This is a genomic window from Lederbergia citri (assembly GCF_018343625.1).
Classification (GTDB): Bacteria; Bacillota; Bacilli; order Bacillales; family Bacillaceae_C; genus Lederbergia; species Lederbergia citri.
Map to the genome: position 1 here is coordinate 359,743 of NZ_JAGYPG010000004.1, position 14,536 is coordinate 374,278.

The 14,536-nt window shown below is 30.0% G+C and carries 12 protein-coding genes; all 12 read left to right on the forward strand.

Translation table 11 applies throughout. The features are described 5' to 3' along the window. Positions 1 to 110: 110 nt before the first annotated feature. The 12 genes from KHA97_RS21325 to KHA97_RS21380 all read left to right on the forward strand — a co-directional run bounded on the left by KHA97_RS21325 (position 111) and on the right by KHA97_RS21380 (position 14,418). The gene (locus KHA97_RS21325) at positions 111 to 968 is read left to right on the forward strand and encodes a 6-hydroxymethylpterin diphosphokinase MptE-like protein (protein ID WP_233713702.1); all 858 of its coding nucleotides are present in this window, start codon (positions 111 to 113) and stop codon (positions 966 to 968) included. Positions 969 to 1,035: 67 nt separating this feature from the next. After that, positions 1,036 to 1,776, forward strand: a complete 741-nt coding sequence (locus KHA97_RS21330) for a 3-deoxy-manno-octulosonate cytidylyltransferase (protein WP_213126807.1) — start codon at positions 1,036 to 1,038, stop codon at positions 1,774 to 1,776. Positions 1,777 to 1,779: 3 nt separating this feature from the next. After that, a complete protein-coding gene (locus KHA97_RS21335) occupies positions 1,780 to 3,399 on the forward strand; it encodes an aldolase catalytic domain-containing protein (RefSeq protein WP_213126808.1) in 1,620 nt (539 codons plus the stop codon). Between the two features lie 21 nt (positions 3,400 to 3,420). After that, positions 3,421 to 4,095 carry an HAD hydrolase-like protein gene (locus KHA97_RS21340; protein ID WP_213126809.1) on the forward strand — a complete coding sequence of 225 codons (675 nt, stop codon included), beginning with the start codon at positions 3,421 to 3,423 and terminating at the stop codon, positions 4,093 to 4,095. A gap of 113 nt (positions 4,096 to 4,208) precedes the next feature. Continuing rightward, positions 4,209 to 5,249 (forward strand): glycosyltransferase, encoded by a 1,041-nt coding sequence (locus tag KHA97_RS21345; protein ID WP_213126810.1) that lies wholly within the window; start codon positions 4,209 to 4,211, stop codon positions 5,247 to 5,249. 104 nt (positions 5,250 to 5,353) lie between these two features. Next, a complete protein-coding gene (locus tag KHA97_RS21350; RefSeq protein WP_213126811.1) occupies positions 5,354 to 6,253 on the forward strand; it encodes an SP_1767 family glycosyltransferase in 900 nt (299 codons plus the stop codon). Positions 6,254 to 6,373: 120 nt separating this feature from the next. Continuing rightward, positions 6,374 to 7,570 carry a leucine-rich repeat domain-containing protein gene (locus KHA97_RS21355; RefSeq protein ID WP_233713703.1) on the forward strand — a complete coding sequence of 399 codons (1,197 nt, stop codon included), beginning with the start codon at positions 6,374 to 6,376 and terminating at the stop codon, positions 7,568 to 7,570. A gap of 114 nt (positions 7,571 to 7,684) precedes the next feature. Beyond that, a complete protein-coding gene (locus KHA97_RS21360) occupies positions 7,685 to 8,845 on the forward strand; it encodes an acyltransferase family protein (protein WP_213126812.1) in 1,161 nt (386 codons plus the stop codon). Positions 8,846 to 8,960: 115 nt separating this feature from the next. Beyond that, complete coding sequence (locus KHA97_RS21365; RefSeq protein ID WP_213126813.1) at positions 8,961 to 11,120, forward strand: right-handed parallel beta-helix repeat-containing protein; 2,160 nt, start codon at positions 8,961 to 8,963, stop codon at positions 11,118 to 11,120. A 215-nt stretch (positions 11,121 to 11,335) separates the two neighbouring features. Further along, positions 11,336 to 12,619, forward strand: a complete 1,284-nt coding sequence (locus KHA97_RS21370; RefSeq protein ID WP_213126814.1) for a type III PLP-dependent enzyme domain-containing protein — start codon at positions 11,336 to 11,338, stop codon at positions 12,617 to 12,619. A gap of 34 nt (positions 12,620 to 12,653) precedes the next feature. Further along, positions 12,654 to 13,667 carry an ATP-grasp domain-containing protein gene (locus KHA97_RS21375; protein ID WP_213126815.1) on the forward strand — a complete coding sequence of 338 codons (1,014 nt, stop codon included), beginning with the start codon at positions 12,654 to 12,656 and terminating at the stop codon, positions 13,665 to 13,667. Positions 13,668 to 13,701: 34 nt separating this feature from the next. Next, positions 13,702 to 14,418, forward strand: a complete 717-nt coding sequence (locus KHA97_RS21380) for a metallophosphoesterase family protein (RefSeq protein WP_213126816.1) — start codon at positions 13,702 to 13,704, stop codon at positions 14,416 to 14,418. Positions 14,419 to 14,536 lie beyond the last annotated feature (118 nt).

Below are 14,536 nucleotides of genomic sequence, written 5' to 3' on the forward strand. Positions count from 1 at the left end.
TTTTGGATTGAGATTATATATAGTTACTTTAAAAATTTAATAAGAAAAATTTCAACACTGACATTAAGGTGTTATTTTTTTGCACTTCATTTTATGTAAAGAGGTAAAAAATGATGGCTTTAAAAGATATTATTAAACGATATAAATTTGCCATTATCTTAATTAGAGCAATAAGGCGAATACAGTTTATTATTTTTCCTTATATTTTTTCGGTTATTTCTTTCAATATTAAAAAGATATTAAGAGTTAGCAGAATATATAAAAACAGTAGTTATGAAAAATTAAGAAGCATTAAAGGTAAACATAAAGGAGAAAGGTGCTTTATTGTTGCAACAGGTCCGAGTTTAACCATTCAAGATTTAGAAAAACTAAAAGGCGAAATAACTTTTAGTATGAACTCAATTTGTTTAGCCTTCGACGAAACTGAGTGGAGGCCGACATATTATGGAATTCAGGGGATTCATGTATTTAATCAACTTAAGGATCATGTAACAAAGCTTGATGTCCAAGGTAAATTTATAGGAGATACGATTTCATGGCCGAAAATAAATCAGAATGACTATATCTATCCTTTAAATTTACTTAATCATTCTCAAACTCATAAAAAATACAAAACGCAATTTAGTGATAATGCTTTTTCCGTTGTTTACGATGGGTATTCCATAACATATTCACTCATACAAATTGCGGTATACATGGGCTTTAAAGAAATTTATTTATTAGGTGTAGATTGTAAATATCCAAAAGATATGAACCATCATTTTAAAGAATACGGTCATGTGGATCCGACATTCTTATCAGCTGTAGAAAAAATGATTAATGCTTATAAGGTAGCAAAGAAATTTGCAGATAGCCATAACATAAAAATTTATAATGCAACACGGGGAGGAATGCTTGAAGTTTTTGAAAGAGTAAATCTTGAGACGGTATTAGAAAAGAATACTAAGTTATTAAAGAAATCTGTCTAATGGTAAACCAATACTATATTAATAGCTTTTGAGATAAATATAAAATTATAGTGGGAGAGAAAAGTAAATGAAAATTTTAGGTGTAATTCCTGCTAGGTACAATTCATCGAGGTTTAAAGGAAAGCCTTTAGCTGACATATGTGGAAAACCAATGATTTGGTGGGTACACCACAAATTATCAAAGGTAGAGGAATTATCTGAAATAATCGTGGCCACAGACAATGAACAAATTGAAGAGGTTTGTAATGAATATGGAATAAAAACTGTAATGACTTCTTCTGAGCATAAAACTCATTTGGATAGACTGTATGAGGTATCCACTAAGAAAGATGCAGATTTTTATATTAATGTTAATGGTGATGAACCACTTATAGAAGTTGATGCAATCTTAAAAATATTACCTCATAATATAGATCCTGATTCTTTTTATGTAGCGAATTTAATGACAGAGTTAACGAATCCGTTAGAGGCAGTTGATTTTTCAAAAATTAAAATTGTAACAGATATATTTGGCTATGGCTTGTATATGGCTAGATCTCCAGTCCCATATCCCAAGGGAACTTATAACTTTACTTATAAAAAATTTGTCGGTGTACAATGTTTTACTAAAAGTGCCCTTGAGTTTTGTTATAACGCAAAAAGAGGTCAATTGGAAGAAGCTGAAGACATTGATGAATTTCGTTTTTTGGAAAATGGGCAAAGGATTAAATTCATTGAAGCCACTGCCACTACAATATCCGTAGATACTCCAAAGGATTTGGAAAAGGTCAGAAGTATTATTCAATCTCAATTAGAAAGTGTGGTCTAAAAAATGAATAATATAAAACTGTTGGATTGCACCTTGCGTGACGGAGGATATATTAATAATTGGAATTTCGGATATCGGACAATAAAAAAAGTAATAGAAAAATTATCTCAATCAAATATTGATATTATTGAATGTGGATTTATTAGGGATCAAGAATTTAATCATAATAGATCAGTATTCAATGATGTCGAAAGTATAAAGGAGTTCATTAATCCAAAGCACAAAAATATCTTCTATGTTGGGATGATAGATTATCCATATATTCCGATTGACAAAATTAATAACTGTGATGGTTCTTCAATTGATGGAATCAGATTAACGTTTCATGAAAATGAAATAGAAGAAGCTATGGATTATGGAGAAAAACTTATTAGAAAAGGTTATAAGGTGTTTATTCAACCAGTAGGCACAACGAGTTACAATGATTCAAACCTTATAAAATTGGTTCAAATGGTTAATAAGCTTAATCCTTATGCATTTTATTTAGTGGATACACTTGGGGTTATGTATAAAAATGATCTATTAAGAATGTATCATTTAATCGATAATAATCTCAACGATTCAATAAGCATTGGGTTTCATTCTCATAATAACTTACAGTTATCATTTTCAAATGCTCAAGAACTGTTAATGTTGCATACAAAAAGAAAGCTTATTATAGACGCTTCTGTTTTTGGTATGGGAAGAGGAGCAGGAAATTTATGTACGGAACTCGTTACCCAATATATTAATAATAATATTGAGGAAAAGTATAATGTTGTACCTTTATTGGAAATTGTTGATGAACATTTAGGGGAATTTTCTTATGAATCAAAGTGGGGATATTCTTTACCTTATTATATTTCAGCGGTAAATAATACACATCCTAATTATGCATCATATTTAATAAATAAGCAGACAATTTCAGTGAAATCTATTAATACAATTTTGAAACTGATTCCTTTAAGTAAAAAGGATATTTTTGATCCCATTTTAATAGAAGATTTATATATTAACTATCAACATCACTTTGTTGACGATACTGAAAATATTGAAATAATCAACAACCTTATAGGGAATAGAAAAGTGCTTATTATTGCTCCTGGAAAAACAATTAAGACTGAATTGGAGAAAATACGTACTTTTATTCATAGTAACGACCCTTTTGTAATTTGTGTGAATTTTCTCCCTGAAACTTTGAATACAAATGCTATTTTTATTAGTAATGAAAAAAGATTTAATTCCCTTTCTGAATTTATGGGAGAAAAAAATAATAATAATATATCCTTAATCACAACATCCAACATTCCTACAACAAATGATTATTTTTCATTTGTTATTAACTATTCGGATTTACTAATTGATAATTCCTTAATATCAGATAATTCAGGACTAATGCTATTAAATCTATTAAACCGATTATCTATAAATAATGTTTATCTTGCTGGATTTGATGGCTTTCATATTAATAAAATGAATAATTATTTTTCCAATGAAATGATTAATAGTTCTACAATAGAAGAACTTATAAAGAAAAACGATGCCATTAGGAAGCATTTGAATTTTATTGAAAGAAAAATGAACATTCACTTTATTACTTCAAGTATTTATAGTGATTCCCATATATATAGTCCAATCTTATAAAAATGACATTGGAGGAATAATGTGAAATATTCTACTGTGATTTTTGATTTAGACGGTACATTATTGGATACAGCAGCTGGGATTATGATAGGTGCAAGCTATACCGCAAATAAAATGGGGAGTCTTAAACTTACAGAAAATCAACAAAGAAGTTTTATAGGTCCACCAATTATTGATTCTTTTATTCGAGAATGTAGTTTTTCGGAAAGTAAAGCAAGAAAGGCTGTTGAAATATACAGACAACGATACAAAGAAAAAGGAATGTATGAAGCAAAGGTTTATCCACGTATTAATAAAATGCTAGAACTATTATTGGAAAAGGGATATAAGACGGCAGTAGCTACATTAAAAAGGGATGATTTTGCAAAAGATATTCTGAAATATTTCGGGTTGTCTGATTATATAAATGTGATTAAAGGAATGGATCACCTAGATTCACTCAGTAAAACGGATATTATATTCATGTGTTTAAAACAACTGAAAGAAAATGATTTCTCAAGAGTCGTGTTAATAGGTGACAGCTATTATGATGCAATTGGTGCTGAGGAAGTGGGAATTGATTTTATTGCAGTGACTTATGGGTATGGTTTTAAAAATAAAGAAGAGGCAAAGCAAAGTAAACACATTTTTATAGCAGATAGTGTAGACGAGATTATAAGATATTTGAAATTATACGATGTGGATAGGAATTTGTAGAACACAGTCTTAAGGACTACGAAAATAGTTTTTAATAATAAATATAAGTTTAAATAAATCAAAATTTAAGTCCATAAATATGACAAGATCTTCTTTAAAGAAGGGATAAAAAGATGCCAATAGTTAGTATTATTGTTCCTATTTATAATGTTGAGGCTTATCTAGAAAGATGTATACATTCTCTTATTAATCAAACTCTCCAAGATATTGAGATTATTCTTGTTAATGACGGTTCAAAAGATAAGTGTGGAGAAATTTGTGAAAAATACGCAAAGATAGATTCAAGGATAAAAATAATCCATAAGCCTAATGGAGGGTTATCATCAGCTAGAAATTCTGGTCTAGATATTGCAAATGGCGAGTTTATAGGATTTATTGACGCTGATGATTGGGTTGAGAAGAGGATGTTTGAGGTATTAGTTAACAATGCAACTAAAAATGAAAGCGATATTGCTGTTTGTAATTACAGAAGTGTCTATAGTCCAGAAAACAATCAACCCTCAAAAGTTTCCTTAGCACTAGAAGATGGATTAATAGATGTTGAGAGTTTAGGACTATCTCGATATATTTTGGATTATTTTTTACCATTTAAACATGCATATTGTGTTTGGAACAAGTTATATAAAAACGAATTAATAAAAACGCACAACATAAGGTTTGAACCTAATCAAGAAATCTATGCAGAAGATATATTATTTAATTTGTACTATTTATGTCATACAAAGACAATCAGTACAACCCCTGAAGTGTTTGTTAATTACTACAAACATTCAAATTCATTAAGTTCAATTCCAAATACTTTACTATCTAGATTAACAAGGATGGTAAAAAGGTTTGAAAAATATGCAATTCATCATAATTATAAAAAAATTGCACGAATAACAATTCCTACAATTTTTTGTGAGCAAGTTTTAGCATCGTTGGATTACCTTCTGCATTCTAAAGATATTAAATATGTAGAAAAATGTTTAAAAGATTTATCCAGTAGTAATGCATTTAAAGAGTATTCTTTAAAAACATTTTTTAATAGAGAAAGTTCTAAATACTTAAAGTCCAAAGGGTTTAGGTTGAGAGGAAGACTATATTTTCGACTAATGTTAATTAGATTAATGTTAGGACAAAATTCATTTATTCTGAACAAGCTAATTAAGTAATTTATTAAAACATTAATGATGATATAGGATGCTTTTAAAATAATGTTTATATAGATTTGTAATAGTTTAAATAAATACTGATTTTTAATAAGGGGAAAGAGAAATTGAAAAAATATTTATTAAAAGCATATTATAAAATCCCTATAATAAAAAAAAGGATGATCATTCTATTTAATAGAATGATATTTTTTTTATTGAAACCTCCTTCTGTAAAATCGACTGATGAAAGCTTAAATTTTATTATTAATAATAATTGTTCGATAAGCAGATTTGGTGATGGAGAGTTTTACCTTATGAATGGAGATAATTTGCGATTTCAACCATATTCTAAGGAATTAAGTTTCAGATTAAAGGAAATCATTAGGAGCAACCAAAATAATCACGCAGTTTTTATTCCTAATATTTTTGAAGACATCAATTGGTGTACAGATAAATCAAGGAGTTACTGGACTAATTATTTAAATTTAAATCGTTTTAAAATCTATAAACTGCTTGAAAAAAACAAACAATATTATGATTCATTAGTAACACGCTTATATATAGACCATAAAGACAAGAGTATGACAGAGAGGCGTTTCAGGTTATTTAAAGAGTTATGGGAAAAACAAGATATCGTTATTGTTGAAGGAGAACAAAGCAGGCTAGGAATAGGCAATGATTTATTTAATAATGCAAAATCCATTAAAAGAATACTATGTCCAGCTACAAATGCGTTCGCTAATTATGATCAAATTTTAGGAGAAGTAAAAAAACAAAATAAATCAAAATTGATATTGATTGCACTTGGTCCAACTGCTACCGTGTTAGCTTATGATTTAGCACTTAGTGGTTATCGGGCATTAGATATTGGACACATCGATATTGAATATGAATGGTTTTTAAATAAAGCTATCGAAAAGGAACCAGTTAAAAGCAAGTATGTTGGCGAGGTTGTAAATGGAAGGAATGTTTATTCTATAAATGACTCTAGATACGAAAGTGAAATTATTTCTAGGATCGTTTGAATTTATGTTCTTACCTTAAAGATAAGGGCATTAATGTTTTCGTAATAGAGAGATAGGACGTTGTTTTGAAGTATGGTTATTACTTCAATAAATTTTAAAATAATTAAGGGTGAATTATTAATGAGCAAGCTTCCAAAGAAAATAGGGAAAATTAAGTCTATTATATATGAATATATGTACTGGAAACTTTACTGGAAAAGGTTTTATATGGACTTAATAAATAAGGTAGATGCCGAAGATAAAAGTAGTAAATTTGATTATGAGTTACCCTACATTAATAAACCAGGCATTGCTTTTTCATTTGATGATAGTTTTAGAGTAAATCAATGGATGAAATACGGGAAAGAGATCTTCGGATATTATGATGTTAAAGTAACATTTAATATTAATGCATTTCATCATTTTGAAGGAAATAGAGAGCATACACAGAAGGAAATTGATATGTTATTAGAATTACAGTCTTATGGTCACGAAATAGCCCATCATGGCTTTAATCATCAACGTGCTGATCAGTATTCTAAGGAAAAAGGTTTGTCAAAATGGATAGATGATGAAATAGAAGCGATGCTTGATTGGATGAAAAAACAAAAACATTCTAAAACAAATGAGAAATTTAAAAATCCAGTTTCCTTTGCGTTTCCATATGCTGAAAGTAACGAGGCAACAATTGAAGAATTAGTACCAAAATATTTTAAAATTGTAAGAGGGCATTTATATGATAAATATTTATTACCATTCGACCATACTGGTTTTGCGGCCTCTATTTGTGCAGATAGCCTTTATTTGCATAATACCAAGTATATAAAAAAAATAATGAAAGCAGCAAAACAAGCGGGGAGTAACCTAATCATTATGTGTCATTCAATATTGCCTGAAAATATTAACTGGGATGAGTTCGGTTGGGGAGATGAATCAAATGCTGCTGGTGAGTGGAGGATCTCACCTAAAGTTATTCAAGAAATTATTGATGAAGCGAAGAAAATAGGTATGGAATTTTATACTACTTCAGAAATAGCAGGTGTAGCAACTTTTATTGACCCTAATTTAGAGAGATGTGTAAGGAAAAAGATTTTGAATCCGCTTGACCGTTGGATTTCTATATCGGAATTAGGCAAGATTAAAGAACTTGATCTTAGTAGTCAAAACATCTCTAATTTAGATGGTATACAATATTTTACCAACTTGGAAAGATTGGACTTAAGTAATAATAATATTGCTGATTTTAGGTTAATCGAGAAGCTTAGCAAGTTAAAAGTGATTAATATTAATAATAACCCAAGATCTTTTAGTACATCAGGCTCATTGGTGGCGAGGTGAAAAATAGATCGATAGCGTTATCGCTGCCAACTAAACATAATAGTAGGATATACAGTGTTTTCAGAATAGTGGGAATTTATTGGTTTAAAAGCTGTTCATCAAGGAGGAAAAAACTTGAACGGAAGATTTGATCAACTTGATTCAGTAAGAGGGTTAGCTGCATTAACAGTTATGGTTGGTCATACTGTTAATATAACGCCGACTTACTTATTTTCGGTATTAATTGCTGGTTCGCCATTTAAAGTACTAATAAATGGGCATTCTGCAGTTCTTCTATTTTTTGTTTTAAGTGGATTTGTTTTATCCTTACCGTTATTAAATGGAAGACCCATTAATTATCCAATATTTGTAAGGAGGAGAATTCTAAGAATCTATATGCCATACTTAGTTTCAATAATCCTATCAATCATTTTGTCACTCATATTATCAAGAGGTGGGATTAGTGATTTGAGTCATTGGTTTAATCTTACATGGACTACTAAAATCAGCATACCAATATTATTTGAGCACTTGCTTTTAATTGGTAATATTCACTCAGATGTGTTTAATAACGTTATTTGGTCATTAGTCCATGAAATGAGAATATCATTAATTTTCCCGTTAGTTTATTTTGTTGTTAAGAAATGTAATTGGAAATATAGTATTCTCATTGGTTTCTTTTTATCTTTATTTTCCATTCTTAATGACCATTTTGGCTTTCAAGTTAGCAACGGTTATTTTACTACATATTGGGATTCGTTACATTACACTTCCATGTTTATATTTGGAGGTGTGATAGCGAAACACTTAAAAGATATTATGATCATGTATCGTAAAATATCCAAGCTTAATAAGTGGATATTGTTACTATCCGCTTTCGTTTTTTATAATTATCCCGGGGCAGGTTTGAGATTATTAAGTCTCATTAATTTTACTTATCCAGGGAGAGTTGTTATGGATTATACTGCATGTTTAGGGGCGGTTTTATTTATTATTATCGCATTAGGATCTGAAAAGATAACAAATATATTGATGTTTAAACCAATAAATTTTATAGGAAAGATATCTTATAGCATATACCTATACCATCTTATTGTTCTCCTAAGTTTAACATACTTACTATATGGTTTAGTTCCGATGTGGGTAATTTTTCTATTGACTATAGTAGTGACAATCTGTGTTTCAACACTAGCTTATTATTTCGTGGAAGAGCCATTTATGAAGTTAGGTAAAAAAATCTCAAATAAACAAAAAATACAAGAAAGAACGAATACATTAAATCAACATGTTTCTTAACATTAAAATTAAAAATTAGATAAAAAGCTAATATAGTTTTTATTTAAAGGAATGAAACATTGTGAAAAGCTGGTTCAAGGTTCTTTCAACCTTTATTCTTATTTGTGGTATTTTTATGATATTCAAAGTCCAAGGTAGTCAAAAAAACGAGTATGACAGAAAAAATGATGATTCAGCTTTTATGTCATCTCAAGATTCACTACATTTAGATAAAATCATTGAGAAAACTTTCCCAACAAACAATGAAGAAAATGTTTATTCTTTAGAACTTAAAAAGTGGAGAATATCCAACGATGGAACACATCCCAAGGAAACAACAAAAGGATTGAATGATGCAATAAAATGGGCGCAAAAAGAAGGTTATACAACGTTTTATGTTCCTCCAGGCACCTATTTAATTTGCAAGGGTAAAGAGGAGGATGATACCGAAGCAAGAATCAATTTAGTTTCAAATATGACTTTTCTTTTAGATGAAAAAGCAATCATTCAAAAAGAATCGAATGGTTTCGAAATATATTCCACTTTATTTCTAGATTCGGAGGTTGAAAACGTTAGAATAAAAGGCGGAACAATACGCGGAGATCGAGAAACTCATGATTATTCCCAAAAAGGTGAACATACAGGTGGATCACATGAATGGGGAAACGGGATTGATACTGCAGGTGCTCAAAATATTGAAATAAATGGGGTTAAGATAGAAAAATTTACCGGAGATGGAATTGAGATTGGTGGCACGACAATATACGGGAATTATATAACTGAAGAAGATATCGAAATCGGGGGAATTGATGAGAATGGTAAATTAATTCCAACGAAGGGGAAAGTCAGAACCAAAAATAATGAAATAGCAAACTTTAATAATCCCATCTATAAAAATCCGCACTACCGTAATATTATGATGTGGCTTCCAGAGGGCGTCGATGGAAATTATGATATCTTCTTTTATCGGAAGGATCATAGTTTAATTCGGGCAGAACGTGATCTGCATTTTAATTCGACCTGGGGGTACTCTGAAATACCGGAAGATGCAGTCTATTTTAGGGCAGTTTTTAATAGTGATTCAAAGAATAATATTATAGTAAATAGAATGACGGTTGCGATAACCAAAAATATAACAATAACAAATTGTGAAATTGGCTACAACAGAAGACAAGGTATTACAGTCGGGGCATCGGATGGAGTAAATATTGTGAATAACAAAATTCATAATACGAACGGTACAGCTCCTGAAAGTGGAATCGATATAGAACCTGGATTTTATCCTGCAATTAACACGAATATTAAAGGAAATCAATTCTTGAATAATACGATTCATATGGTTTTTGCATATGGGGGGAATGCACTAATTGAAGAGAACTATTTTGGACCAAATGTAAAAGATGGAATCGGATTTTCGATTAATCCTGCTTACTATGGTGCTACTGTAAAAAACAATACGTTTGATCATACAGATTTTACTACATGGGGTAATACTAACTATAGTAATAATACATTGTTATCAAGTTTGGCCGTTTTTGAAGGAGGTACGGATGTAATAGTACATGGAGTTGAAGGCATTGATTCAAGTATATCTTTCAATCAAACAGTCAATGGAGGTATAAAAGCAGATAATATTACACTCAGTTCAACAAATAAAAGTGACATAAATGGTGGTATTTATGTTTATGGGAAACAAATTCATTTAAAAGATGTAACATTGACAGGTAGTAATGTACTAAGTGGAGATGGAAATAATGCTAGTATTTACGATAATGTAAAGTTTAATAATACAGTGGAAATGAATTTAGCTCTTGGTACGTATAAAGATTGTTATTCGATTAATGGTTTATTTTCATTAAATGTTGCTGGTAAAATAGTTTTGGAAAACTGTAAATTTGAGGATACGACATTTTATACGTATAATACCGAAACCGAAGCTGCTTTCTATCATTCAACATTTGAAAATGAAAAAATTGAAGGGCCAATTATTTTAGCTCTTGAAGCTAAAAAGGTAAATGTTCTATACAATAAATTTAATGTTAACTTAGCAGAAGATCCGAACTCAATTATTCAAATAGGAAGAGATGCATCTGAACATGACCCTACAAAAGTATTCAATAGCACAATAAAAGGAAATACTTTTATTTCGAAACAATCTTTGATAGGGATTGATACAATAAATGGAGGAATAGGATCATTTCCATATCTTATTGAGGATAATACTTTGACTAATGTAAAACTCAACTTAAAAGAAAATGATGTTAATAGGAATAATCGAATAAATAAGAAAAAATGATCAGTTAGCATAGCTATTATGAAAAGCTATTGCTTTTTTTTTTTTTTTTGAAAAAAAAATTTTGAAATAAATCGTTGTATTGTGCTTATTTTTAAAAATCTAAAAATATGGCATAAGGAAATAAATATATTAACGAGTTGATTGTCGAGAAATAGTAGATACAACTACAAAAACTGAAAAAAAATAATGGGTTCATTATTAATGGAGGATTTTCAATGGAATCAGTTATTCATTCAGAACTCGGAAATAACAAGTTGAATTATGATTTAATCCATCAGCTGGGGGAGAATTTCGGCTCATCCTATTATTTATTAAATGTAAATAAACTGAGAGAGAATTATCAAAAAATCGAAAAGGCATTTAAAAGTAGGTATGCAAACTTCATCATCGGTTATTCCTATAAAACAAACTACCTCCCGTATTTATGTAAAGAATTATCAAAAATAGGAGCGTATGCAGAAGTTGTATCAAGATTAGAGTACGATTTGGCAATTAAAATTGGAGAAAACCCAAAAAGGATCATATTTAACGGACCTCTAAAAAGTAAGGAAGATATTTACTATGCATTAAATAATGAGAGTCTAATTAACATTGATTCAATGTACGAGGTAGATTTTGTTAAAGAGTATGCATTAAATAATCAAAACAAAGAAATAAAAATTGGATTAAGAGTTAACTTTGATATTTCACTAGGTGGAGTTAGTACTTTACAAGAAGGATATGAAATAAGTAGATTTGGAATTTGTGTAGAAAATGGAAACTTCAATGCCATTCTTAAGGAACTTCTATCTGTGAAAAATATAAAAATAATCGGCTTGCATGGTCATTTTTCTACAAGAAATAGAAGCTTACAGACATATGAGTTTATTACACAAACACTTTGTAACTTAGCAAAAGAAAGCTTACTAGAGACATTGGAATATATAGATATTGGTGGCGGGATATATGGTGAATTACCTGATTTATTTAATATTGCTGCGCCAACATTTGATCAATATGCAGAAACAATATGTAAAGTTATGAACCGAGAATTTCGACATTTTTCCAAAAAACCTAATCTAATATTAGAGCCCGGTATTTCAATGGTGGCCAATACCTTTATTTTTATTGCAAAAGTAATAGAAGTAAAAAAGGTAAGGAATAAAAACTTTGTGTTAGTAGATGGAAGTGTTCACAATGTAAAACCAACTATGCATAAGAATAACCTACCTATGAGAGTAGTTAGGAAAAGCAAGAAAATTATAGAGAATGAAGACTTTCATATTGTTGGATATACATGTATGGAGAAAGATTATTTAGCTCACAATGTGTGCGATTTTCTACCTGAAAGGGACGATTATATTATTTTTGAAAATGTAGGAGCGTATACAATTGTCTTTAATCCTCCATTTATTAAAGAGCGTCCTGGGATTGTTGCAATGGATAATGATATTTTTTGTTCAGTTAGAAAGAAGGAAACATTAAGACAATTTTTTAATGAGGAAATTTATTGCTTTTAATAATTAAAAAGACATTAATGAAAGGGAATGTTTCATGAATATATTAATTTGTAGTGTTGGACGGAGAGTTAAATTGATACAATATTTTAAAGAAGAACTTCACAAAATCAATGGAAAAATTATAGCGGTTGATTGTGATCCTACTGCCCCTGCATTGTCATATGCCGATTCTTTTGAGATTGTTCCTCGAATTATACACCCAAATTATGTTCAACATATAAAAGATTTGTGCGCTAAATATGATATAAAAGGTGTCTTATCTCTCATTGATCCTGAACTATCGTTATTGTCGAGACATAAAAATGATTTTGAAAAAGAAAATATATCTATCATTGTTTCAGATAAAGATATTGTCGATATTTGCTTCGATAAATATTTAACGTACCAATTTTTAAAAGACCATGATATTCCCTGTGTGCAAACGTATTATTATATGGATATGGTAAGAGAAGATATAAATAGTGGAAGATTAAATTTTCCATTATTAATAAAGCCAAGATGTGGTAGTGCTAGTTTAGGGATATACAAGGTAAACAATATAAATGACTTGGAATTTTTCCTTAAAGACAACGAAGAATTAGTCGTCCAACCATTCATCAATGGTGACGAATATGGGGTTGATTGCTATATTGATCTTGTATCTAAGGAAAACACGAATATATTCATGAAGAGAAAAATTTCAATGAGGGCTGGAGAAACAGATAAGTCTATAGCTGTAAAAGACCCAGAATTAAAACAATTAATTCAACAACTTATTCATATTCTTAAACCATTAGGACCTATTGATGTTGATTGTTTTAAAACAAAAGATGGCTATATCATTTCTGAAATTAATCCTAGATTTGGTGGAGGTTATGTTCATGCGCATGAAATGGGCCAAAATTTCGTTGGAAATATTATAAATAATTTGAATGGTAATTCGAATTTATTAATTGAAGATAATTATCAGGAAGGAACGACGCTAGTAAAATACGATCATTTTATTATTCATAATTCAAGCGATTCACTAATCTCTTCAGTAGACAACGAGTTAAAATTACAGATATGATAAATGGTAAACATTTGAAATGAGGTATAAATCAATGAAACTAGCCTTTCTATCAGATATCCATGGAAACGCCGTCGCGCTGGAGGCCGTTTTACAGGATATCAAGGAAAAAAATGTTGATAAGATTTATGTTTTAGGAGATATATGCTACCGTGGTCCTGAGCCGAAGCGATCTCTTGAATTGGTGCAGTCTTTAAATTGTGATGTCATCAAAGGTAATGCTGATGAATGGATTGTTAGAGGTGTGAGTCAAGGAGAGGTTCCGGACCAGGCGTTGGACATGATGAATAGAGAGCGAGATTGGATTTATTCGCAACTTGATCAGGATAGTATAGACTATTTGGAAATGCTGCCAATGGAATTAATGATTGAATCAAAAGGTATGAAGATTCATGCTTTCCATGCAACTCCTAATAGTTTGTTTGAAATTGTACCACCATTTGAAAGTGATGAATTTTTAACCACTAAATTCATGCAAAACGAGGCAGACTTTTATATTTACGCCCATATTCATAAGCCATATATTCGGTACATTAACGGTAAGTGTGTAATAAACATCGGGAGTGTAGGACTTCCTTTTGATGGTATAAAAAAATCCTCATACGCGTTAATAGATATTACAGATAACGATTTTCAAACTACTATTGTCAGGGTTCCATTTAATACAGATAAGGTTATTCAACAATACAAGGAATATAACTATCCAAATGCAGAAGTTTTGAGCAATATTTTAAAAAACGCAAAAATATAACTGAGAGAAGGATTATATCACCTTCTCTTTTTTTTTCTTCTTGTTTAGGAAGTTGCTACAGACTGATTTTTTTACATAATGTTTATCAAGAATTGAATCTTTTTATTGTTACTAATAT